We start from the raw sequence: 20,758 nt of genomic DNA, 5'->3' as shown, positions 1-20,758 counted from the left end.
AGCGGGCTGGTCCACACCAGTCGGCCTGGCTCAGGTTGTTCCACGCCCAGAAGCCCGCGGTCCTGGCCCGGTGCACGCCGCGACTGAGCGGGGCCAGGTTCCCGACGCGGGTCTGGCCGCGACGGCCGGGCCGGTACTCCACGGTGTGGTCGAGGTCGAGGCCGGGCAGCGCCTGGCCGAGAACGGGAAGGGCTCGGTCGGGAACACCATCTCAACCGCCCGCCGCATCCGCGGCCCCGCCACGTAGGCGTCGGCCGGTGCCATCCGCGGCAGGTCGATCACAGGGTGCACCTTCAACGCGAAGCCGCCCTCCCGAGGAGGTCAGCGAGAAGCGACGTCGTGATGTGCCCGGCCCGCTCGATCCGGGCGGCGCCCGCGAGATGGCCCAGTGCGTCGGAGTGGATGTGGACCGCGATGCCGAGGCTCGGGCGGAGCCGCGCCAGCGTGGCGGCGTCGAAGGGCGCAGTTGTGCCCTGCCGGTCGGCGGGCACAGCGCTGCCCTGATCATCCGCGGGCAGTGCCGATGCGGGTGGAGGAGCCTGGGTGGGTGGACCGCCGAGGACCTGACCGCAATGGCAGCACCTCTGCCCACACCCGGCGGTCGGGTCGGATCACCGGGCGGACCCGCGGGATCGACGACCTCCACGGCACCCGGTGGTTCCGAGGCCTCCACGGCCCAGGTGGGCTCCGGGAAGTGGTCTTCCGGCGGCGGTGCCGCCTGTTCGTCCTCCGGCGGCACCAGCAGTTCCACGGGGACAAGCCGTCGCGCCTCCGGCTGGTCGGTCTCGAGCGGAAGCTCGGCCTGCCCTCCGAGGCGAGCAGGGCCATGGCCCGCGCGGGTTCGGCCAGCAGCGCGATGGCCTTCGCCCGCCGCTGCTGATGGTTCAGGTGGGGATAGCGGTCCTCGAGCAGCTCAGCCACCTGGTCGAGCCTGACGTCCAGCAGCCTCGCGTCGAGCACGTCGAGCCTGCCCGTGAGATTCATCGCGCCGTGCTCGAGACCCCACACCCACACACCACGTTGTGCCAGCGCCCGAAGTTCCTTCTCCCTGGCGAGCACCCGGTCGGCCTCGACGATCAGCTTGTCGAGCAGGTTCATGGCGGCCGTCCACCCCAACCCGGCCTGCCGGGGCAGCCAGGCTGAGGTCACCTTCTCGGCCGCGACCGGATCGAGATCGGCACAGCGACGGGCGGCGCGAAGGGCGCGCGCCGAGTCGATGGTCAGCTGCTGCACCGCCTCGTAAAGCATGGGGTGCCGGAATCTGAGGTTGATCGCGTCAGCGATCTGGCAGGCCGCCGACGGGGCGCTGCAGCTCAGGAGCCCCTGTACCTCGAGGCGCAGGTGTTCCGAGACGCTCGGGTACCCTCGCCTCCGACGCTGACCAGCCTCTCGGCGAGCGGCTCGATGAGTTCGTCCTCGTTGAGGCGGTAACAGGCGGCGAGATCGCACAGGGCGCGGATCACCTGGGCCTCGCCCCGACGGCGCAGGGTGAGGCCCTCGCGGACATCCGCGAACGCCTCCCGCGCCGTGATCAACGCCGATCCATCCATACCCATATCATCCGCCGCGCCACTGACAGTTTTTCATCCGGATTCCGGCCTGTTGACGGCCGGACGCTCTCCCGGTTCGCGCCCGAAGGGGCGGTTCCTGGCGCAAATTGGACCCCATGATCACCCCCGTCGCGTTCACACATGCGACCGTACTCACCGGGGACGCGGAGGGCACTGTCCACCGCGACTGGACCATCGTCGTCGATGCCTCCGGTGCCATCACCGCGGCCGGCCCATCCGCGGAAGTCGGGCTTCCCCGGGGCACTCCCGTATCGACCTCGCCGATCGGTTCGTGCTCCCCGGCCTCATCAACGCGCACGCCCACCTGTTCGCCGACGGCACCCTCCTCCCGCCGCTCCTCACCCGGCCCGCCACCGTCAATCTGGTTGCGGGCTTCATGCGCTCCTTTGTCGGGAACGCCATGATCCGCAGGCGGATCCGCACGAACCTCACCACCCAACTGCACTCGGGGGTCACCACGCTGAGGAGCGTCGGGGATGTCGCCTACGAGGTGGTCGAGGCACGGGCGGCGATCGAGCGGCACGAACTGGTCGGCCCCAGGATCCTCGCTTCCGGTCCCCTGATGGCGATCACGGGCGGTCACGGCGCCCGACGATCGCTCTGATCTGCGACACCCTGAGCAGGCGCGGGCGAACACCAGGGCGAGCATCCGCGCCGGCGTGACCGCCATCAAGATCGCGGCCACCGCCGGGGTCAGCGACGCAAAGGAGGTCGGGTACGCAGGCAAGCCGGAGATGCCGGAGGAGTCGATGCGGGCCATCTGCCGCGAGGCTCACGAGGCGGGGATCCTGGTCGCGGCGCACGCCCAGTCGGCCGAGGGTGTCGCCGCGGCACTGCGCGCCGGCGTCGACACCATCGAGCACGGCAGCGCCATGAACGAGGAGGTGATCGGGCTGTTCCTCGACAACCCCGCGTCGCTGCGCGGCTCCTCCGCCCTGATCCCGACGCTGCAGGTCGCGCTCCCGCTGGTGAAGCTCCCGATCGAGGACACCGGCGCGGATCCCATCGTCAAGGCCAACGCCGAACTCATCGTCGAGGAGATGCGGGCTGGCATCCGCACCGCACTCGAGCACGGCATCCCGGTGGGTGTGGGGACAGATTCGGCGGTCAGCTTCGTCACGCACTCCAACTTCTGGCGCGAGCTCGACCTGCTGGAGCGCTATGCCAACCTCTCATCCGGGAAGGTGCTGAACGCGGCGACGCAGGTCAACGCGCAGATCCTCGGGTTGGAGGAGGTCACGGGCAGCATCGCACCGGGGCTCTCGGCCGACCTGGTCGTGGTCGAGCAGAACCCGCTGAAGACGTTCCGCAATCTGTCGGAGCCGTGGATGGTCGTCGCCCGGGCCAACGGCTCCCGCGCCCTGAGATCGATCGGATCGAGAAGGTCGACAGGCTACTGGACCGCCTCTGAGCCGCCGACCTCAGACGCGTGGTTCGATCTGCGCGTCTCCTCCGTCGGCGTAGCGCCCCCAGTCAGCCACCACCCAGCGACCCTCCCGGCCGGTCGTCCGGTACCAGTCGTGGCGCCGCTGGGCGGTGACCTCCAGCGGGAACTCCCGGCAGAGTCCGGCCCAGGCTGCGGCCGAGTCGACCTCGTAGACGCGCGCGCTCTCGGCGACCTGGAGCCGCGTCGCAGTCGCCCTCCTCCAGCCGAAGGCATCCTCGACCAGCCGCATCCCCACAGGCACGCCGTCGACCAGGCGGGTGCTGGGGCGCAGCCAGTGCGGTGGACGGGACCACCAGAACCCGGAGATCATCTCCTCCACGGACCCGGCCCGCTCCACCGTGGCACGCTCCTCCTCCCGCCAGCCGGAGAGCGGACCGCGAGGCGGAGTGGCCGCGGGCGACCGCACTGGCATACGAGGTGTCGGAAACGGCAAGGGCGAGGCTCGGCTCCGGGTCGAGGTCGCAGGTCATCGCTGCGTGCAGGAGCAGTCGGCGGCCCTGCGGCCTTGCCAGGAGCCTCTCAGCGGTCATCAGGTCCCGACCGTACCGGCCGCCTCCGCCGGGCGCGGAAACGGGAACGCCCCGCCATCGGCGGGGCGTTCCTGGGCGTTGCCGGTCGTCAGCCGGCGGTGCGGGCCGGCAGCGTCTTCGGCTTGAACGACGGACGCGTCGCCTCGTATGCCGCGATGGCATCGGCGTGCTGCAGCGTCACTGAGATGTCATCGAGCCCGTTCAGCAGGCGGTGCTTCGTGTAGGCGTCGATCTCGAAGCCCACCGTCAGGTCGCCACGGGTGATCGTCTGGCTCGGCAGATCGACCGTGGTCTCAACGTTCGGGTCGGCCGCGATGGCCTCCCACAGCGCGTCCCGGTCGGCCTCGGAGACCAGGGCGACCAGCAGGCCGGCCTTGCCGGAGTTCGAACGGAAGATGTCGCCGAACCGGGTGCCGATGACCACCTTGAAACCGTAGTTCTGCAGCGCCCACACTGCGTGCTCACGCGAGGAGCCGGTGCCGAAGTCGGGGCCGGGATCAGGACCGTGCCCGTGGTGAACGGCTCCTTGTTGAGCACGAACTCCGGGTCGTTGCGCCAGGCCGCGAACAGCCCGTCCTCGAACCCGGTGCGCGTGATGCGCTTCAGGTAGACGGCCGGGATGATCTGGTCGGTGTCGACGTTGCTGCGCTCCAGCGGGACCGCGATGCCGGTGTGGTTGACGAAGGGTTCCATGGTTCAGGCTCCGATCAGGTCGGCGGGGCGGACAGGTGGCCGGTGATGGCTGTGGCGGCGGCCACGGCCGGCGACACCAGGTGGGTGCGGCCGCCCTTACCCTGGCGACCCTCAAAGTTGCGGTTCGACGTCGACGCTGAACGCTCGCCGGGGCGAGCTGGTCGGGGTTCATGCCGAGACACATCGAGCAGCCTGCGGCACGCCACTCGGCGCCGAAGTCCAGGAAGACCTTGTCCAGGCCCTCCAGCTCGGCCTCCAGGCGGACGCGCGCCGAACCGGGAACGACCAGCATGCGCACCGAGTCGGCCTTCTTGCGGCCCTTCAGCACGGACGCGGCCAGGCGCAGGTCCTCGATGCGGCCGTTGGTGCAGGAGCCGAGGAAGACGGTGTCGACGGCGATCTCGCGCATCGGCGTGCCGGGCTTCAGGTCCATGTACTCCAGCGCACGCTTGGCCGTGGCCTGCTCGACCTCGTCCTCGAAGTCCTCCGGGCGGGCACGGTGGCGCCCAGCGGGACGCCGTGGCCGGGGTTGGTGCCCCAGGTGACGAAGGGCGTCAGCTGGGTGGCGTCGATGTCGACCTCGACGTCGAAGGTGGCGTCATCGTCGGTGCGCAGCGTCTTCCAGTACTCGACGGCGGCATCCCAGTCCTCGCCCTCGGGGCGTGCGGGCGGCCCTTCAGGTACGCGAAGGTGGTCTCGTCGGGGCCATCATGCCGCCTTCGCGCCCCACTCGATGCTCATGTTGCAGATCGTCATGCGCCCTCCATCGAGAGCGCCTCGATGGTGCTGCCGCGGTACTCCACGATGTAGCCCTGGCCACCGCCGGTGCCGACCTTCGCGATCAGCGTGAGCACGATGTCCTTGGCGGTCACACCGTCGGGCAGTTCGCCGTTGATGTTGACCGCCATCGTCTTCGGCTTCGCCTGGGCAGCGTCTGGGTGGCCAGCACGTGCTCGACCTCGGAGGTGCCGATGCCGTAGGCCAGCGCACCGAACGCGCCGTGCGTCGAGGTGTGGGAGTCGCCGCACACGATCGTCATGCCGGGCTGCGTCACGCCCAGCTGGGGGCCGATGATGTGGACGACGCCCTGGTCCTTGTCGCCCAGCGAGTGGATGCGCACGCCGAAGTCCTTGGCGTTCTGGCGCAGGGTGTCGACCTGCTTCTTCGACACCGGGTCGGCGATCGGGGCCAGGATGTTGAGCGTCGGGGTGTTGTGGTCCTCTGTTGCCAGGGTCAGGTCGGTGCGGCGGACCTCTCGACCGGCGAGACGGAGACCCTCGAAGGCCTGGGGCTCGTCACCTCGTGCACCAGGTGCAGGTCGATGTAGAGCAGGTCGGGCTCACCTTCGGCCGACCGGACGACGTGTGCGTCCCATACCTTTTCGCTCAGGGTCTTGCCCATGGCTCCTCGCTTCTGAAATGTCTCTGCGCTCTGAAGTGAACTGCGGTCAAGTATCCGCGGGCTGAGCGAGGAATTCGGTTGCATGTCCACGATTCGGACTGATAATCTCACCATATGGACGAAACTTCTGGTGTTGGCGTACTGGACAAGGCGGCCGCGGTTCTCGCGGCGCTCGAGCGCAATCCATTGACGCTGGCGGGCCTGGTGACGGCCACCGGCCTCGCTCGCCCGACGGCACACCGGCTCGCGGTCGCGCTCGAGCACCACCGGTTCGTGGGCCGCGACCTCCAGGGTCGCTTCGTGCTCGGCCCCGGCTCATCGAACTCGCCGAGTCTGCGGGCGAGGATCCACTGCTGGCAACTGCCGGGCCGATCCTCAACAGGTTGCGCGACATCACCGGCGAGTCGGTCCAGCTCTTCCGCCGCCAGGGCGACATCCGCATCTGTGTGGCCTCGGTCGAGCGCCCGCACGGTCTGCGCGACACGGTCCCGTCGGCGCCCAGCTGTCGATGACGGCGGCTCGGCCGCGCAGGTACTCCTGGCCTGGGAGGAGCCGGAGAAGCTGGAGAAGCTGCTCGACAACGCCTCCTTCACCCTCTCGACCCTCCAGGCCGTGCGTCGCCGCGGCTGGGCGCAGTCGGTGGCCGAACGTGAGGCCGGCGTCGCTTCCGTGTCCGCCCTGTGCTCGCGCCCTCCGGCAAGCTGATCGCCGCCGTGTCCGTGTCCGGCCCCATCGAGCGCCTGACCCGCTCCCCGGGCGGCTGCACGCGCCGGCGGTCCTGGCCGCGGCCGAGCGCCTCAGCGAGGTGCTGCGCCGCAGCGGCGCACCCGAATAGCCGCCGCTACGGGAGCGACCGCAGGTACGTCTCCAGCCGTCGCTCGCCGGTCGGGTCCCGACGGCCTCGACGGCGAGCGACTCGAGGAAGAACCGCGCCAGGTTGCCCGCGCGCGGTGACCCCGGTCCGCCACCCAGAGCAGCGGCGGGTGACGCCCGGCCCGATCCGGAGCACGCGCGGGCGCCGTCCGGCGATCCGGAACATGAGCTCCTCGAGTTCCCGGTAGGTGAACACGTCGGGCCCTCCCACGTCCCAGCTGCCGGCGGGGCCCGTGACCCGCTCTGCGATGAACGCGGCGAGGTCCGCACCGTGAATGGGGTTGAGCCTCGCCTCCCCTCCCGAGCGTGAAGCCGATGCCTCTCCGCGCCAGCGCCAGGAAGTCGGAGAGATCCGAGAAGTAGCCGGACGGATTGACCAGCTGCCCGCGACGGCGCTGCGGCGGAGCACCTGCGAGAACGCGTGCTTGGCGCGCATCGTCAGCGAGGTGCCTCTCTCGGCATGCAGGACGTTGACGTACAGGAATGAGGCGCAGCCGTGCCGCTCCGCATCATCGAGGAGTGCGAGGTTGCCCAGGAAGTCGATGTCCCACGGGCTCGCGGCCTGCCTGGTGACACCCAGCGCCGACACGACGCGGGCCGCACCCTGGCACGCTCCCAGCAGCGTCGCGGGCTCGGCATAGTCGACGATCCGCCACTCGGCGACGCGCCCGCGGAGCCCGGGTGCCCGAACGGGCCCTCGGCCTCCGCACGCTCGCGGGAGCGGACCAACACCCTCACCCTGTGGCCCGCGGCAGACAGGGCCGCGACGACGTGCCGCCCCACATATCCGGTGGCCCCTGCCACCACGATCGTCTCGTCCATCGGCCCTCGATTCCGGTCAGGACCCGTGGTCCAGTCTAGGTTCGCGGCCGACGGAAGAGGCGTGGGAACGGCGAAGCGGCCCGGTCAGATCTGACCGGGCCGCTTGCACTACGTAGCCCGACGGGATTCGAACCCGCGCTACCGCCTTGAGAGGGCGGCGTGCTAGGCCGCTACACAACGGGGCCCTAGCGTGTGGAAGCTTAGCAGCTTCCGCAGGGGTACCAGGACTCGAACCTGAACTAACGGAACCAGAAACCGTCGGGCTGCCAATTACCCCATACCCCTGTGTTCCAGGTTTCCCTGGGCACGGAGAAGAACACTACACCATGGTTTCCACGGCCCACAAATTGAGGGTCCCGCAGGCCGTCAGGCCGATTTGGTGGCCAGAGCCATCCGCCTGGCCACCCACAACGCGACGGCCGCGAAAGCCGCGAGACCCGCCACATCCCATGCGGCGTCGCCCCAGGTGATCGCCGTGGTCGCCTTCAGTTCCGCGATGGAGGCCGTGAAGATCGCGTATCCGTAGGCGGCGAGGTTGTTGACGATGTGCGCGGCGATGCCGGCCTCGATGCCACCGGTGAACGCGACCAGCGCGCCGGCGATCAGCCCGAACGCCAACCGGTGGGCGAACAGCGCCGGGTTCTGCACCCCGTGCAGCAGCGCGAAGATCAGCGCCGACCCGATGACGCCGACCCACTGCCTACCGGTCGCCGACCCGATCGCCTGCAGCAGGTAGCCCCGGAAGAACACCTCCTCCGCGGCCGCCTGCAGCGGCGACGTCAGCAGGAGGACCACCGCGAAGGTCGCCCAACCCGGCTCCCCGGCATGGAACGACGGAACGCCCTTCGCGGCGAACGAGAGCCACAGGACGGCGTTCAGCACCACGAGGGCCACGACGAGGGCGACCGCCAGATACCGCCAGCGGAGCCCGGGCTGCACGGACGCCAACCAGCGCGGCCTGACACCGTGCACGTAGCGCACGAGCAGGATCGACACCGGAATCAGCAGCGCGAGCCCCAGGTGCCCCGACGCGGGCCCTCGGGGAAGCCGTACGCGGCCGCCTTCTCGTAGTAGGCCTGCCAGTCCCACCCCGGAACAGGTGCATGAGCCGCAGCACGCCCTGGGCCATCAACGGCACGAGGATCGCGAAGGCACTGAACCCGACGAGGATGCCGAAGACCGCCTGGAACGGGTTCGCTCCCTGACGACGCAGCGCGAGAGGGTAGGTGAGCCCGGAGGGCGGATCGACCGGCTCGTCCACCGACAGCAGCCGGGGAACCTCACTCACTCGTCGGCGACGGGGTTCGAGAGCGTGCCGAGGCCGTCGATGGAGACGTGGACCTCATCGCCCGGCTGCATCGCGCCGACGCCGGCGGGGTGCCGGTGAGGATGACGTCACCGGGGAGCAGCGTCATCGACGCCGTGATGTAGGAGATCAGCTCGGCCACGCCGCGCACCATCTGGGAGGTGGAGCCGGACTGGCGCACCTCGTCGCCCAGGCGGGTCTCGATGTCGAGTTTGCCGACCTCCTCGAGCGTGAGGTGGGTGTTGATCCAGGGGCCGAGCGGGAGGAAGGTGTCGGATCCCTTGGCACGCGCCCACTGGGTGCCCGGGCCCTGCCAGTCGCGGGCCGTGACGTCGTTGCCGATCGTGTAGCCGAAGATGACGTCCTTGACCCGCTCGAGCGGCACCTGCTTGCAGATCCGGCCGATGACGATGGCGAGCTCACCCTCGAAGTGCAGGTTCTCGACGCCGGCCGGACGCACGATGGTCTCATTGGGGCCGATCACGGTGGTGTTGGGCTTGAAGAACAGCAGCGGCTCCTCAGGGACCTCTCCGCCCATCTCCCGCGCGTGCTCTGCGTAGTTCTTCCCGACGGCCACGATCTTGGAGCGCGGGATCACGGGCGACAGGAGACGCACATCCTCCAGGTCGTGGCGCTCACCTGTGTAGTTGACGGCGACACCAGCGAGCGGGTCGGACGTCAGGGTCGCGATCGTGTCGGGATGGTCACCACCGTCGATGGCGAGTTCGATGATCCCGTACTCGGGATCCTTACCTGCGAGGGCGAAACGAGCAATGCGCATGCGGGCCAGCGTAGTCGCCCGCGCACGATCAGTCGTCGAGGTGAGTCATGATCCCGTAGGCGAGGGCGTCCGAGAGCGCCTCCCACGACGCCTCGATGACGTTGGTGCCGACCCCACCGTCGTCCAGGACTCACCGCCGAAGGAGGTGTCGATCAGGGTGCGGACGATGGCGTCGGTGCCGTGCTCCTCGTCCATCAGGCGCACCTTGTAGTCCGTCAACTCGAAGTCCGCGACGGCAGGGAAGGCGGGGATGAGCGCCGCGCGCAGGGCCGCATCGAGGGCGTTGACGGGGCCGTTGCCCTCACCGACGACCATCTGCCTTTCACCCTTGGCGGTCAGCTTCACGGTGGCCTCCGAGGTGTTCTCGCCCGCCCGCTCCTCGGTGAACACGCGCCAGGAGTCGACCTCGAAGGGAAGGTCGAGCACGCCGAGCTGGTCGCGCAGCAGCATCTCGAAGCTTGCATCGGCCGACTCGTACGAGTACCCTCGGCCTCCCGCGCCTTGACGACCTCGGTCACCCGGGCCGCGAGCTCACGGTCGGCCAGATCGAAGCCCAGCTGCTCCCCTTGATCTGGATGTTGGCGCGCCCCGCCATGTCGGAGATCAGCATCCGCATGTCGTTGCCGACGAGCGACGGATCGATGTGCTGGTACAGGTTCTCGTCGACCTTGATGGCGGAGGCGTGGAGGCCCGCCTTGTGTGCGAAGCTCGAGTGCCCCACGTAGGGGGTGCGGCCGAGCAGAGGCTGGTGCGCCACGAGCGAGATCGCGTGGGCCACGCGGGTGAGGTCGGCGAGCTGCCCGGCAGGCAGCACGTCCCAGCCGAACTTGAGCTGGAGGTTCGGGATGACGGCGGACAGGTCGGCGTTGCCGGTGCGCTCCCCGTACCCGTTGAACGTGCCCTGGACGTGCATGACGCCCGCCTCGACGGCCGCGATGGTGTTCGCGACGGCGCACGCGGTGTCGTTGTGCACGTGCACGCCGAGGTTGGCGCCCGTCTCCCCCGCGGCCCGCACGATGTCACCGATCCAGCTCGGCAGCATCCCGCCGTTGGTGTCACAGAGGACGACCACCTCGGCGCCGGCGTCGTGCGCCGTCTGCACCACCGTGACGGCGTACTCCGGGTGCGCCCGGTAGCCGTCGAAGAAGTGCTCGGCATCGACGAACACCCTCCTGCCCTGCGACCGGAGGTAGGTGACGGTGTCGGTGATCATCTCGAGGTTCTCCTCGAGCGTGGTGCGCAGGGCGCGCCGGACGTGGTCCTCGTGCGACTTCGCGACGATGCAGATGTACTCGGTGTCGGCCTCCACGAGGGCCCGCGTCAGCGGATCCTCCGACGCCTTCGCACCCGCCTTGCGGGTCGCCCCGAACGCCACCAGCTTCGACCGCTTCAGCCCGAGCCCTTGGCGAGTTGGAAGAACTCCGTGTCGGCAGGGTTTGCACCCGGCCAGCCGCCCTCGATGAACGTGACTCCGAGCTCGTCGAGGTAGCCCGCGATCTTCAGCTTGTCCTGGACTGACAGATGAAGGCCCTCCTGCTGCGCACCGTCGCGCAGGGAGGTGTCGAACACGTGGAACTCGGCGGGGCGCACGGGCAGCGTCGGCATTTCTCACTCCAGCTCGGTAGAAAACTCTGGCCGAGGATACGCTGCGCAACGACCCCGTTGACGTCTCAACCAGTGGACGGACACCTGAGACGCGACGCACCGCCCGGCGGGGCTCGCGTAGGGTTCCGCCCATGACTTCAGCCAGGATCGCCGTGATCGGCGGAGACGGTATCGGCCCTGAGGTGACCGCGGAGGCGCTGAAGGCGCTGACCGCCGTCGCGGGCCGCGACGCCTTCGACTTCGTCCACTATGACCTCGGCGCCGAACGCTGGCAGCGAACCGGCGAGGTGCTCCCCGATTCGGTGCTCGAGGAGTTGAAGGCGGTCGACGCCATCGTGCTCGGCGCCGTCGGTGCGGCACCGGGCTCGAAGGCGATCCCGAGCGGCCTGCTGGAGCGCGGGCTGCTCCTGAAGCTCCGGTTCGCGTTCGACCACGCGATCAACCTGCGCCCCTCCAAGTTGTATCCGGGCGTCCCCACCCCGCTGGCGCCGTCCGTGGTCGATGGCCGCAACATCGACTTCGTGGTGGTGCGCGAGGGCACCGAGGGCCTGTACTGCGGTAACGGCGGCGCGGTGCGGGTCGGGACGCAACACGAACTCGCCACCGAGGTGTCGGTCAACACCGCCTACGGTGTGGAGCGCGTCGTGCGCGACGCCTACAGCCGCGCCCAGGCCCGCCGCGGCCACCTGACGCTGCTGCACAAACACAACGTCCTGGTCAACGCCGGGTCGCTGTGGAACCGCATCTTCAACTCGGTCGGCGAGGAGTTCCCCGACGTCGAGCGCAGGTACCTGCACATCGACGCCGCGATGATCGCCCTCGTGGTCGATCCCTCGCAGTTCGACGTCATCGTCACCGACAACCTCTTCGGCGACATCGTCACCGACCTCGCCGCGGCCGTCACCGGCGGAATCGGACTGGCCGCGTCGGCCAACATCAACCCGAGCGGCGAGTTCCCGTCGATGTTCGAGCCGGTGCACGGCTCGGCCCCGACATCGCGGGCAAGGGCATCGCCGATCCCACGGCCGCGATCTCGTCGATGGGTCTGCTGCTCGACCATCTCGGCCGCCCGGAACTGGCAGCCCGGATCGATGCGGCGGTCTCCTCCGACATTGCGGAGCGGGGCACGACGCGCACCTCCACGGTCGAGACCGGCGACCGGATCGCCGCCCGCCTGGCCTGAGCCCCTCACGGGCCGCCTGGCCTGAGCCCCTCACGGGCCGCCTGGCCTGAGCCCCTCACGGGGAGACAATCGGTGGGCCCCGGCGCTGAGGCCGGGGCCCACCGAGTTGTCAGACGACGAGCCAGAGCAGTCCCGTCACGGCGAAGCCGACGAGTCCGCAGATCGTGGTCAGCACCGTCCAGGTCTTGAGTCCGTCACCGACACTCAGGCCGAGATACTTCGTCACGATCCAGAAGCCCGAGTCGTTGATATGTGACATGCCGAGCCCCCGAATCCGATCGCAAGCGTGATGAGGACCACCTGCATCGGGGAGTAGCCCGCCACCTCGACGGCCTGTGTGAGAAGCCCGGCCGTGGTGAGGATCGCGACCGTGGCGGAGCCTTGCGCAGCGCGCAGCGCCAGCGAAATCACGTAGGCGGCGACGATCACCGGCATCCCCACCGCGGACAGCGAGTCCGAGAGGGCAGCACCGATCCCCGACTCGACAAGCACGTTGCCGAACACCCCGCCGGCACCCGTGACGAAGATGATGATGGCCACGGTCGGCAGAGCCGAGTCGGCGATCGAGCTGCGCCTGGTCCGGTTCCAGCCGGCCTTCGAGCCCACGACGATGTAGGCCGCGAGCAGCCCCACCAGCAGTGCCGTCGTCGGAGCCCCGATGAAGGCCGCGATGGGGTAGAGCGGGCCTCCTTCTCCAGCACGGTCTGGAGCACCGATCCGACCATGATCAGTGCGATGGGCAGCACAATCAGGCCGACAACGGTGCCAGCGCTCGGCACCTTCGAACGGTCGAGGTCTCCGGATTCCGAGACCCGCGCTTCGGAGGCCGGTGAGGCGCCGAGCACGATCTTGTCAACCTTGAAGAGCTTGGCCGCGTAGAACGCCACGACGGCGACGACGGCGCAGATTCCCAGACCGACAAGGGTCATGAGCCCGACATCGGTGCCGAGTTGCGCCGCAGCGGCCACCGGGCCGGGATGTGGAGGCACGGCGACATGCACGGTCAGGAGGATCGCGCCCACTGGGAGCGCCACCTTCAGCGGGTTCAGCTTCGCGACCCGTGCGAAGCCGAACACGATGGGCGCAAGAATGATGAATCCGACATCGAAGAAGACCGGGATGCCCAGGATGAATGCCGCAGCACACAGGGCGGCGATCACCCTCTTCTCGCCGAGTCGTTCCGTGAAGGTGCGGGCGAGGTTCTCGGCTCCGCCTGACGACTCGATGAGCTGTCCGAGCATCGATCCCAGACCGACAACGATCGCGACGGATCCGAGCACCTTGCCCATCCCGGCGACCATCACTGGAACGACGTCGCCAACGGGAATGCCTGCCACGAGTGCGGTCCCCATGCTCACGAGCAGCATCGCCACGAAGGCGGGAAGTTCCACCTTGATGACAAGGAGGAGAAGCACCGCGACCGCCACAATCGCGATGGTCAACAGCGCCAGCGTACCCACTTCACCGCTCCCGGCGGGTCGGTGCGATCACCGTGATGACGGACGAATCGTCCATGCCACCCTGGCCGTGCGCATTACCGATGAGGTACAGCCCTTCGGCCGCGGCCGCGATCGGCGTGGCCAGTCCCGCCGCACGGGCAGCGGTCGTCACGATCCCCATGTCCTTGACGAAGATGTCCAGGCGACTTCGCACCTCGGCACCCTCCTCGCCGTAGGCCTCCAACATGCGCGGGCCCCGGTCGCCCAGCATGAAGGAGGCTGCAGCGCCCGCGCCGAGTGTTTCGAGCGCCTTCGCCGGGTCGAGTCCCAGCGCGCTGGCGAGGGCAAGCGCCTCGGCTCCAGCCGCGATGTGCACACCGCACAGCAACTGGTTGACGGTCTTCATCGCCTGTCCGTCTCCCGGCTGGTCCCCGATCCGCACCAGGGTGGAGGCGAGATGGTCAAGGACCGGCTCGACCGCGGCATAGGCCACGTCGTCGGCACCCACGGTGATGAGCAGATCCCCGTTGCCCGCACGCACCGGTCCACCCGAAATGGGTGCATCGACCATGCCGATGGCAGAGCGCCCCAGCTCAGCCGACACCTCACGAACGGCATCGATCCCCACGGTCGAGGTCAGGATCACCACCGCACCTGGCCGCAACACCGCCGCGACACCGTCATCTCCGTAGAGGGCCGAATCGAGCTGGGCGCGGTTGCGGACGGCGAGCAGGACGACATCAGCCCCGGTTGCCGCCTCACGGGCCGACGGGCAGGTCTCCACTCCCCGCCCTCTGCAAGGGCCGCGCGTTCGGGCGTCGGGTCGAACCCCTTCACGCCCCACTTCTCGGCCAGCCGGGTGGCCATGGGAAGGCCCATGGCTCCGAGGCCGAGGATGGCGATGGTTGTTGGCTCGGTCATGACGGGTACTCCTCGTTGAGTGATGGGTGGGTCAGCTTCCTGGCGACGACCGCCAGGGATGAGTCATCGCCGACGTTGCCGGCGAAAACGATGTAGGGATGCCGACGGCGGGGCCGTCGATCGGCTCCCAGAGAGAGACGATGCCTGGGAGCATCGGGCCGCGCACGACAGCGCGCCCGATCTGCAGTCCATGGGCCGCGACGTCTGAAGAGGTGATGCCACCCTTCGCGATGACGAAGCGCGGCCTGGCTGCGGCCAACGTCCGGCGCACCACCTGGACAACCGCATCCGAGACGGACCGGGCTATCCGCAGCGAGTCGTCTCCGTCCCTGCCACGGACGAGTTCACGACTTGTTCTGAGCACGACGTTGCCCGACCTGAGGTGCTCCACCACATCATCGGCGACTCCCGACAGGTACGTGCCCTTGTCAGCCCCGAGTACCTGTTCGACATCAACCTCAACCTCATGGGGCTGCTGGTCGGCGACGAGATACTCAAGTTGCCGCGTGGTGAGCGCAACGTGGCTGCCGACGACGATGAGTCCTCCGACCTCAGCATCCGGCGGCAGGGTCTCAGCCAGTCGGTCGCCGTCGAGCGGCGGCCGGACATCCTGGCCGATCATGGCGCGGACGAACGGCGGGCCGACTCGGAAGACGAACCGCTTCCCTTCGTCTCCGCCTCGGCCAGGCTGAGGGCGAGCGCCCTGAGATCGGTCTCCTCGACGATGTCAACCGCGATGACCTCTGCGCCGCCCAGGAGTTGGGCCACAACGGCGTCGCGGTCGCCGCGCAGGTCGTCGAGGCGGATGAGTCCCACCTCATTGCGCGGGATTCGGCCACCGGACTTCTCGGCGACCCAATCGCGCAGGTCAGAGCTCGCGTACCCGAAGGTGGCGTCCCGTGCGAACTCCGAGTCTCCGACCGGTGCGTAGCCGTCGCGGTCATTGCCCGCGTAGTGGATCCCGTCAACGGTGATCCGTCCCGCTTCGCCGAATGCGGGCACGAGAATCACACCGTCGATGGCTTCGCCACGGGTGGTGAGCACACCCGTGATCGCATCAGGTTCGAGTGGGTAGTGACCACGGAGCGTCGAGTCGCTCCTCGACACGAAATCGACCTCGCATCCCAGTTCGTCGGCGGCCTGAAGGGACGCCTCGACGACCTCGCGGTTTCGGTTCGCCGCCTCCGCCTCCGGGAGCGAGCGCGAGTTCGTCATCACGTAGACGGCGGGGCACCCGTCCCGAGCGCCCAGGCCACATCCTCCTTCGACCATGAGTTCAGGACCGGTAGGTCGGCCACCGACTGGGTACCGGTTGGATCGTCGTCCAGCACGACGAGTTGACGCGAGTCGCGTCTCCGCCCCGCCACCTCGGCCGCAGCGATCGGCGTGGGAGGACGATGGTCCGTGAGTAGTTCCTGCCTGCTCTGCATGTACACCTCCTTGTGCAAGTCCTCAGACCTCTGAGGACTTGCACCGTAACACACGGACCAGGAGGAGACAACGGTGGGTCAGAAGTAGCGCTCCGAGTCGCGCTGGGTCTGACGCATGTGGGACCGCATTGCCGCCCGCGCCGCCGCCCTGTCCCCTGCCCTGAGAGCCTCGAGGATCCTGCCGTGCTCCGTGATGGCATGCTCCCGCATCACGGGCAGGTTGGACGTGGCCCGCCGGGCCTCCCGGAGAGCGCGACCCAGCGGCTGCATCGTGGCCAGGAGGAAGGGGTTCCTACAGCCCTGCAGGATGATGTCATGGAAGGCCCAGTCGGCGTCGGCCGCGGCAAGGCCATCGCCCTGCGCATGCGCACTGACGAGCGCATCGAGCTGCAGGCCAAGCGACACCAGCTCGGCTTCCGACGCCAACTCGGCGAATCGCTCGGCCGCGCCGACCTCGATCATCGCGCGCACGTCGAAAAGCTGTGCCATCACTTCACGGGCGTGCCCTGCTTGATCCTGACCAGCGCGTCAATGGAGAGCCACTCCTCCACGGGAGCGACATAGGTTCCACTACCCTGCACCGACTTGAGTACGCGCTGACCTGCGAGCACCTTGGTGGCCTCTCGCACGGTGAGGCGGCTTGCGCCCGAAAGTTCGGCAAGCGCCTCCTCCGAGGGAATCCGCTCCTCCATCGAGAAGGTGCCGTTCTCGATGCCATTCAGGAGGAAGTCGACGACCTCATCCACCCTGCTCCGCCCTATCACGCGAGCCTCCTTAAACGACGCACAGGCGCCACCGCGAACCATCCGCTCAAGGGTATCCCCCGCCCTGGGAGGGCCGGTGATTCAGGCGTCGAGGTTCTGCACGATGGGGCCACCAGCGTTGACGGACGGTCAGGCAGCCGACGGTCGAGCCGCCGGCTGCCCGACCCCGGACGAACCCCCATCGGGCGGGCGATAACCTGCCTGAATGGCACGTTCACTCACCCGGACGAGATCGGTTGGGCGCGCTACCTCGTCAGCCACGGAACCACGTTCGGCGTCAAGCCCGATGTCGCTCAGCGCTTCACCTGGCTGCAGCACCTCGACGGTGTGCTCGCAGGACAACGCTGCGGGTGCGGCACCTGCCCATCAATCGAACTGGTCACCCCGGGAGCGGGGCTGCACCGGCCGGCGAGCCCGACTTCGTGCTCATCGGCGGCACCAACCAGATGCTCGTCCTCCTGCACATCGTCGGGGATCGCCCCGCCTATCTGGAGGGCGTCCCGAACGGCTCCGACGGGCGGAGTTCCCGCCGCCCGAGAGCCGGTGACCGGGCTCAGACCTTGAGGATGAGCTTGGACATCAGGAAGTAGATCAGCAGGCCGGTTGCGTCCACGAGCGTGGTCACCAGCGGCGCCGACACCACGGCCGGGTCGATCCCGATCTTCTTGGCCACCAGCGGCATGGCTCCCCGATGGAGGCGGCCCAGGCACACACCACCACCAGGCTGCTCGCCACCACCAGCGCGACCTGCCAGCCCACGAAGAGCGCCCCGACGACCAGGCCGAGCGCCGCCAGCATCAGGCCGAGCAGCAGCCCCACCCGGAACTCGCGCCACAGCACCCTGGGCAGGTCGGAGAACCGCAACTCGCCCACGGCCAGGGCCCGCACCGACGCGGTGGCGGCCTGGGCGCCGGCGTTGCCGCCCGCGCCGATCAGCATCGGGATGAACAACGCCAGCGCCGCCACCTTCACCAGGGTGTCCTCGAAGGCCTGCGTCACGGACACGGTGAGCGTCGCCGCGACCAGCAGCAGGCTCAGCCAGAGCGCCCGGTACCGGGCCAGCCGGAAGACGCCGACAGAGACGTAATGCCCCTCCCAGGGCTCGGCGCCGGACAGCCTGGCCACATCCTCCGAGTCGGCCTCCTCCAGCACCTCCATCGCATCGTCATAGGAGAGCAGGCCGATGAGCCGGTGCTCGCTGTCGACAACCAGCAGGTTCGCCTGGTTGGTCTCCTGGATGAGACGGGCAGCCTGCTCGGCCGGCTCGGTCGCCGCGACCACCACCGCGCTACGGTCCACCAGATCGGAGAGGCGTGCGGACGGCTCGGCGAGCACGAGGAGGCTGAGCGGGAGCGGGCCGAGAAGGCGCCGCGAGCGGTCGACGATGGCGAGCGTGTTGACGTTGTCGGCCGCGCGGCCCTTGCCGCGCACCAGCTCGATCGCCTCGCCGACGAGGAGATCCTCCGGAAGGGTGACGACCTCGGGCGACATGATCCGGCCGACCGACCCGCGCGGGAACCCGAGGAGCCGCGCCGTCACCTCCCGCTCTCCGGCGCTGAGGCCGGCGAGCGCGCGCTTCACGACGGTGGCCGGCGCCTCCTGCAGCAGCCGCGAGCGCTCGTCAGGATGCAGATCCTCGAGCACCTGCTGGTAGGCGTCCTCGCGCAACCCGGACAGGATGCGCTGCTGATCGAAGGCCTCCAGTTCCTCGAACACCTCGAGGCCCAGGTCCTTCGGAAGCGATCGGAACTCCAGGGCCGCCTCGACGTCGGAGAGCCGGGCGATGCTGTCGGCGATCTCGTGCGCCTCGGTCGGTTCCTGCATCGTTTGCCTCCTTCCAGCCGATCGTCAGCCTATTGCCTCACCTCTCCCGGGCAGAACCGACCGGAGCCAGGATTGGGGATGAACACCCGGGCGAGGTGAAACGTCCGGCGGTCGGCGGAGCGTAGTGAGGATGAAGAAGGAGGAGCGCCCGGCGCGCCATCACAGGTGTCAGCGCCGTCACGCTGGTTGGCGCGCTCGGCGTCGGCGTGATCTCCATCGTCGGCCCGACAGCCGATGTCGCACCCGGTAACGGACCCGGCACCCCACCGGCCCCACCCCGCCTCCGAGACGCCCGGGCCCCGTGCCTGACAGGGCGGAGAGGGCGAGCGAGATGTACGAGATCCTCTCCACCCTCCTGCCCGAAGGTATGACGCTCTCGGACTACTCGGACGCACGCGTGGCCGACAACCCGGGCAGGTGGGTCAGCTTCACCCTGAGCAACGGCTCGCTCTCTGCCCCGGCGACATGCTCATCGGGCCGGAGTACACCTATGGCGACCCCGCCAACTGCGTGTCTCCCATGTGCACCCTGACCCGGTCGAGGGAGGTGACCTGATGTACCTGGACGGCGCGGCCGATGGAAAGCCGGGCACGCCCGCCAGTTGGACCTTCATCGATCGGGCGGGCCGGCAGGTCACCATCTCCGTCCGGGAGACGCACGGCCTGCTCGACCCGGCGACGGCCACCGCCATCGTGTCGGCCGACGCCTGGATCCCCGTGGTCGAGGACGAGGCGGCCAACCCGACTCCCTGACAGGGCCCGCCACCCGGCGGCCCGGGCCGCGCCCGCCAGGGCCGCACTCTCAGCGCGGGCGGACCTTCGACCCTCTCAGGCGTCCAGGTTCTGCTCGATGAGGGCCGCGACCTTGTCGACGGCCTCCTCGTTGTCGGACTCGACGACGACCTCGGCGCCGGCCGCCGCCCGAGCGACATGATCATCATCGACGAGCCGGCATCGACCGCATCCTCGGGGTCACCGTCCGCGAGCCGCAGGGTCACATCGTCATCGAACTCCGCGGCCGCCTGGGCGACCAGCGTTGCGGGACGGGCGTGCAGGCCGACGGTCGAGCCGACGACAACGGTCTTGCTTGCCATGAATCTCTCCTCTGAGTTGGCTTCCTTATCGCTCGTGGAATCATCCCACGGCGACAACTGTGGGCACCAGGGACTCGGCGTCCATGGGTCGCGGCAGCGTGGTACTGGGCAGCGCGGCGGCGGCCGACCCGTACGCGACGGCGCTGGCGAGGCAACCCGCCGGGCCGTCCCCCGCAGGTCGGCGAGGATGAAGCCCGCCACCGACGAGTCCCCGCACCCACGGTGCTGCGGACGGCGATCTCGGGTGGGGTGCGAACCAGGCGCCATCGGTGGTGACCAGGACTGCACCCGATCCTCCGAGGGTGACGAGCACATTCGTCACACCGGCGGAGACGAGGCCGCGGCGGCCGCGGCGATCTCGCCGACCTCGCCGCGCGCGGCCGCCTCCTCGAAGGCCACCGCGTCACCGCCGGTGAGCTCGGCGAGCTCATCGGAGTTCGGCTTCAGCAGGTCGACCCCGACCTCGGGTAGCGCGGCGACGACGGCGCGCAGGTACGGCCCGGAGGTGTCGACGGCGACCCGGCAACCGAGCGGGCGGCCAGCCGCGGGTACCAGTCGACGGGGCGCCCGGTGGGAGCGACCCGCTCAGCACCACCCAGGTCGCTCCCTCTGCCAACTCCGCGAGCCTGGCCGCGACCTCGTCCAGGTCGTCGGCCCGGGCCATGAGCCCAGGCTCGTTGATCTTCGTCGTGGTGCCGTCCGGCTCGGTGACGGCGGTGTTGATCCGCACCCGGCTCCCGCAGGCAGGGAGCGGGCGAGCAGGTTGCCCGACGGCGGCACGGCCGCGAGCAGCCGGTAGGAGTTGTCGACGGCGGGCGCGAGCGAGACCACCCGCACCCCGGCCCCGCGAGCACCCTCGCCACATTGAGGCCCTTACCACCGGCCTGCTCGGTGACGTGTCCGGTACGTTGGACCTGCCCGCGCTCCAAGGGCCCATCCAGGACGATCGTCCGGTCGACGCTCGGATTAGCGGTTAGGGTGACCACTTCGTCAGCCATTTCGACGCCTCCACTCTCGGATCATGTCCGAAAATACCCCAAGCACCATCCCAAAGCAAGGCATTCCAACTCAAACC

At 69.1% G+C, this 20,758-nt stretch carries 23 protein-coding genes, 2 tRNA genes and 10 pseudogenes; 6 read left to right on the top strand and 29 right to left on the bottom strand.

The window, feature by feature from the left end:
• Positions 1–30 precede the first annotated feature (30 nt).
• The 4 genes from G7085_RS20120 to G7085_RS20105 all read right to left on the bottom strand — a co-directional run bounded on the left by G7085_RS20120 (position 31) and on the right by G7085_RS20105 (position 1,535).
• The gene (locus tag G7085_RS20120; protein ID WP_231979751.1) at positions 31–282 is read right to left on the bottom strand and encodes a hypothetical protein; all 252 of its coding nucleotides are present in this window, start codon (positions 280–282) and stop codon (positions 31–33) included.
• 11 nt (positions 283–293) lie between these two features.
• The gene (locus G7085_RS20115; RefSeq protein ID WP_197512218.1) at positions 294–491 is read right to left on the bottom strand and encodes a hypothetical protein; all 198 of its coding nucleotides are present in this window, start codon (positions 489–491) and stop codon (positions 294–296) included.
• Positions 492–504: 13 nt separating this feature from the next.
• Positions 505–1,248 carry a hypothetical protein gene (locus tag G7085_RS20110; RefSeq protein WP_197512217.1) on the bottom strand — a complete coding sequence of 248 codons (744 nt, stop codon included), beginning with the start codon at positions 1,246–1,248 and terminating at the stop codon, positions 505–507.
• A gap of 65 nt (positions 1,249–1,313) precedes the next feature.
• The gene (locus G7085_RS20105) at positions 1,314–1,535 is read right to left on the bottom strand and encodes a hypothetical protein (protein WP_197512216.1); all 222 of its coding nucleotides are present in this window, start codon (positions 1,533–1,535) and stop codon (positions 1,314–1,316) included.
• A 307-nt stretch (positions 1,536–1,842) separates the two neighbouring features.
• Here G7085_RS20105 and G7085_RS33425 point away from each other — a divergent pair, with 307 nt between their 5' ends.
• Complete coding sequence (locus G7085_RS33425; RefSeq protein WP_331715833.1) at positions 1,843–2,175, top strand: amidohydrolase family protein; 333 nt, start codon at positions 1,843–1,845, stop codon at positions 2,173–2,175.
• A gap of 55 nt (positions 2,176–2,230) precedes the next feature.
• On the top strand, positions 2,231–3,772 hold the full coding sequence (locus G7085_RS36515; protein ID WP_456300406.1) for an amidohydrolase family protein: 1,542 nt from the start codon (positions 2,231–2,233) through the stop codon (positions 3,770–3,772).
• Here G7085_RS36515 and leuD read toward each other — a convergent pair.
• From leuD to G7085_RS35705, 4 genes and pseudogenes are all read right to left on the bottom strand, one after another.
• Positions 3,655–4,241: pseudogene (gene leuD, locus G7085_RS20090) on the bottom strand (3-isopropylmalate dehydratase small subunit); the annotation flags it as partial. The gene G7085_RS36515 and the pseudogene leuD sit on opposite strands and share 118 nt — an antisense overlap.
• Before the next feature lie 14 nt (positions 4,242–4,255).
• Positions 4,256–4,856 (bottom strand): annotated as a pseudogene (locus G7085_RS35715) (aconitase family protein).
• A gap of 137 nt (positions 4,857–4,993) precedes the next feature.
• Positions 4,994–5,472 (bottom strand): annotated as a pseudogene (locus G7085_RS35710) (aconitase family protein).
• 2 nt (positions 5,473–5,474) lie between these two features.
• Entirely contained in the window at positions 5,475–5,642 is a 168-nt protein-coding gene (locus G7085_RS35705; RefSeq protein ID WP_231979750.1) for a hypothetical protein, read from the bottom strand.
• Positions 5,643–5,756: 114 nt separating this feature from the next.
• Here G7085_RS35705 and G7085_RS20080 point away from each other — a divergent pair.
• A pseudogene (locus G7085_RS20080) lies at positions 5,757–6,477 on the top strand (IclR family transcriptional regulator).
• A gap of 6 nt (positions 6,478–6,483) precedes the next feature.
• Here G7085_RS20080 and G7085_RS20075 read toward each other — a convergent pair.
• From G7085_RS20075 to G7085_RS33410, 9 genes and pseudogenes are all read right to left on the bottom strand, one after another.
• On the bottom strand, positions 6,484–7,104 hold the full coding sequence (locus tag G7085_RS20075) for a hypothetical protein (protein WP_231980835.1): 621 nt from the start codon (positions 7,102–7,104) through the stop codon (positions 6,484–6,486).
• A gap of 119 nt (positions 7,105–7,223) precedes the next feature.
• Positions 7,224–7,337: pseudogene (locus G7085_RS28140) on the bottom strand (NmrA family NAD(P)-binding protein); the annotation flags it as partial.
• Positions 7,338–7,448: 111 nt separating this feature from the next.
• Positions 7,449–7,523: transfer RNA gene (locus tag G7085_RS20065), tRNA-Glu, on the bottom strand.
• Between the two features lie 27 nt (positions 7,524–7,550).
• A tRNA-Gln gene (locus G7085_RS20060) sits at positions 7,551–7,622 on the bottom strand.
• Positions 7,623–7,703: 81 nt separating this feature from the next.
• The gene (locus G7085_RS20055; protein ID WP_197512212.1) at positions 7,704–8,426 is read right to left on the bottom strand and encodes a CPBP family glutamic-type intramembrane protease; all 723 of its coding nucleotides are present in this window, start codon (positions 8,424–8,426) and stop codon (positions 7,704–7,706) included.
• Between the two features lie 195 nt (positions 8,427–8,621).
• Positions 8,622–9,424 (bottom strand): annotated as a pseudogene (locus G7085_RS20050) (fumarylacetoacetate hydrolase family protein).
• A gap of 45 nt (positions 9,425–9,469) precedes the next feature.
• Positions 9,470–9,874: an alpha-isopropylmalate synthase regulatory domain-containing protein gene (locus tag G7085_RS33420; protein WP_331715832.1), complete on the bottom strand. Its 405-nt coding sequence runs from the start codon at positions 9,872–9,874 to the stop codon at positions 9,470–9,472.
• Positions 9,875–9,938: 64 nt separating this feature from the next.
• A complete protein-coding gene (locus tag G7085_RS33415) occupies positions 9,939–10,799 on the bottom strand; it encodes a homocitrate synthase/isopropylmalate synthase family protein (RefSeq protein ID WP_331715831.1) in 861 nt (286 codons plus the stop codon).
• A gap of 14 nt (positions 10,800–10,813) precedes the next feature.
• The gene (locus tag G7085_RS33410; protein ID WP_331715830.1) at positions 10,814–11,029 is read right to left on the bottom strand and encodes a hypothetical protein; all 216 of its coding nucleotides are present in this window, start codon (positions 11,027–11,029) and stop codon (positions 10,814–10,816) included.
• 131 nt (positions 11,030–11,160) lie between these two features.
• Between G7085_RS33410 and G7085_RS20040 the strand changes: the two are divergent.
• Positions 11,161–12,212: pseudogene (locus G7085_RS20040) on the top strand (3-isopropylmalate dehydrogenase).
• 109 nt (positions 12,213–12,321) lie between these two features.
• On the opposite strand, the pseudogene G7085_RS20035 reads toward G7085_RS20040, so the two are convergent.
• The 9 genes and pseudogenes from G7085_RS20035 to mgtE form a co-directional block, all read right to left on the bottom strand.
• A pseudogene (locus G7085_RS20035) lies at positions 12,322–13,603 on the bottom strand (GntP family transporter).
• Positions 13,604–13,673: 70 nt separating this feature from the next.
• The gene (locus G7085_RS31300) at positions 13,674–14,384 is read right to left on the bottom strand and encodes an NAD(P)-dependent oxidoreductase (protein WP_269452238.1); all 711 of its coding nucleotides are present in this window, start codon (positions 14,382–14,384) and stop codon (positions 13,674–13,676) included.
• Positions 14,294–14,572 (bottom strand): NAD(P)-binding domain-containing protein, encoded by a 279-nt coding sequence (locus G7085_RS31295; RefSeq protein WP_269451928.1) that lies wholly within the window; start codon positions 14,570–14,572, stop codon positions 14,294–14,296. Before G7085_RS31295 ends, G7085_RS31300 begins: the two co-directional genes overlap by 91 nt.
• A 31-nt stretch (positions 14,573–14,603) precedes the next feature.
• On the bottom strand, positions 14,604–15,194 hold the full coding sequence (locus G7085_RS28125; protein WP_231979749.1) for a nucleotide-binding domain containing protein: 591 nt from the start codon (positions 15,192–15,194) through the stop codon (positions 14,604–14,606).
• Positions 15,191–15,787 (bottom strand): four-carbon acid sugar kinase family protein, encoded by a 597-nt coding sequence (locus G7085_RS28120; RefSeq protein ID WP_231979748.1) that lies wholly within the window; start codon positions 15,785–15,787, stop codon positions 15,191–15,193. Before G7085_RS28120 ends, G7085_RS28125 begins: the two co-directional genes overlap by 4 nt.
• Positions 15,787–16,020, bottom strand: coding sequence for a hypothetical protein (locus tag G7085_RS28115; protein ID WP_231979747.1), 234 nt, complete (start codon positions 16,018–16,020; stop codon positions 15,787–15,789). Before G7085_RS28115 ends, G7085_RS28120 begins: the two co-directional genes overlap by 1 nt.
• A 60-nt stretch (positions 16,021–16,080) precedes the next feature.
• Positions 16,081–16,491 carry an FCD domain-containing protein gene (locus tag G7085_RS20020; RefSeq protein ID WP_269451927.1) on the bottom strand — a complete coding sequence of 137 codons (411 nt, stop codon included), beginning with the start codon at positions 16,489–16,491 and terminating at the stop codon, positions 16,081–16,083.
• Positions 16,491–16,748, bottom strand: coding sequence for a FadR/GntR family transcriptional regulator (locus G7085_RS31290; RefSeq protein ID WP_197512210.1), 258 nt, complete (start codon positions 16,746–16,748; stop codon positions 16,491–16,493). Before G7085_RS31290 ends, G7085_RS20020 begins: the two co-directional genes overlap by 1 nt.
• 571 nt (positions 16,749–17,319) lie before the next feature.
• Positions 17,320–18,590, bottom strand: a pseudogene (mgtE, locus tag G7085_RS20005) (magnesium transporter).
• A gap of 331 nt (positions 18,591–18,921) precedes the next feature.
• On the opposite strand from mgtE, the gene G7085_RS20000 reads away from it, so the two are divergent.
• Positions 18,922–19,122, top strand: coding sequence for a hypothetical protein (locus tag G7085_RS20000; protein ID WP_197512207.1), 201 nt, complete (start codon positions 18,922–18,924; stop codon positions 19,120–19,122).
• Between the two features lie 22 nt (positions 19,123–19,144).
• Positions 19,145–19,342 (top strand): hypothetical protein, encoded by a 198-nt coding sequence (locus G7085_RS19995; RefSeq protein ID WP_197512206.1) that lies wholly within the window; start codon positions 19,145–19,147, stop codon positions 19,340–19,342.
• A 75-nt stretch (positions 19,343–19,417) separates the two neighbouring features.
• Here the strand turns inward: G7085_RS19995 and G7085_RS19990 are convergent.
• From G7085_RS19990 to G7085_RS19980, 3 genes and pseudogenes are all read right to left on the bottom strand, one after another.
• Positions 19,418–19,683, bottom strand: a pseudogene (locus tag G7085_RS19990) (HPr family phosphocarrier protein).
• A 40-nt stretch (positions 19,684–19,723) separates the two neighbouring features.
• On the bottom strand, positions 19,724–20,005 hold the full coding sequence (locus G7085_RS19985; protein WP_197512205.1) for a hypothetical protein: 282 nt from the start codon (positions 20,003–20,005) through the stop codon (positions 19,724–19,726).
• 105 nt (positions 20,006–20,110) lie between these two features.
• On the bottom strand, positions 20,111–20,413 hold the full coding sequence (locus G7085_RS19980) for a hypothetical protein (protein WP_197512204.1): 303 nt from the start codon (positions 20,411–20,413) through the stop codon (positions 20,111–20,113).
• Positions 20,414–20,758: the final 345 nt, after the last annotated feature.

Origin of the sequence: Tessaracoccus coleopterorum (genome assembly GCF_011174705.1) — a bacterium.
GTDB lineage: Bacteria > Actinomycetota > Actinomycetes > Propionibacteriales > Propionibacteriaceae > Arachnia > Arachnia coleopterorum.
The sequence above is the reverse complement of the archived record's forward strand: the minus strand, read 5'-3'. Positions and strand labels throughout refer to the sequence as shown.

Excerpts from the sequence above, each read along its gene's own strand:
- G7085_RS20110 (WP_197512217.1), bottom strand. The coding sequence starts at position 1,248 with ATGCTTTACGAGGCGGTGCAGCAGCTGACCATCGACTCGGCGCGCGCC.
- G7085_RS35705 (WP_231979750.1), bottom strand. The coding sequence starts at position 5,642 with ATGGGCAAGACCCTGAGCGAAAAGGTATGGGACGCACACGTCGTCCGG.
- G7085_RS33420 (WP_331715832.1), bottom strand. The coding sequence starts at position 9,874 with ATGCTGCTGCGCGACCAGCTCGGCGTGCTCGACCTTCCCTTCGAGGTC.
- G7085_RS33410 (WP_331715830.1), bottom strand. The coding sequence starts at position 11,029 with ATGCCGACGCTGCCCGTGCGCCCCGCCGAGTTCCACGTGTTCGACACC.
- G7085_RS31295 (WP_269451928.1), bottom strand. The coding sequence starts at position 14,572 with ATGACCGAGCCAACAACCATCGCCATCCTCGGCCTCGGAGCCATGGGC.
- G7085_RS28125 (WP_231979749.1), bottom strand. The coding sequence starts at position 15,194 with ATGATCGGCCAGGATGTCCGGCCGCCGCTCGACGGCGACCGACTGGCT.
- G7085_RS28120 (WP_231979748.1), bottom strand. The coding sequence starts at position 15,787 with ATGACGAACTCGCGCTCGCTCCCGGAGGCGGAGGCGGCGAACCGAAAC.
- G7085_RS20020 (WP_269451927.1), bottom strand. The coding sequence starts at position 16,491 with ATGGCACAGCTTTTCGACGTGCGCGCGATGATCGAGGTCGGCGCGGCC.
- G7085_RS20000 (WP_197512207.1), top strand. The coding sequence starts at position 18,922 with ATGTACGAGATCCTCTCCACCCTCCTGCCCGAAGGTATGACGCTCTCG.
- G7085_RS19995 (WP_197512206.1), top strand. The coding sequence starts at position 19,145 with ATGTACCTGGACGGCGCGGCCGATGGAAAGCCGGGCACGCCCGCCAGT.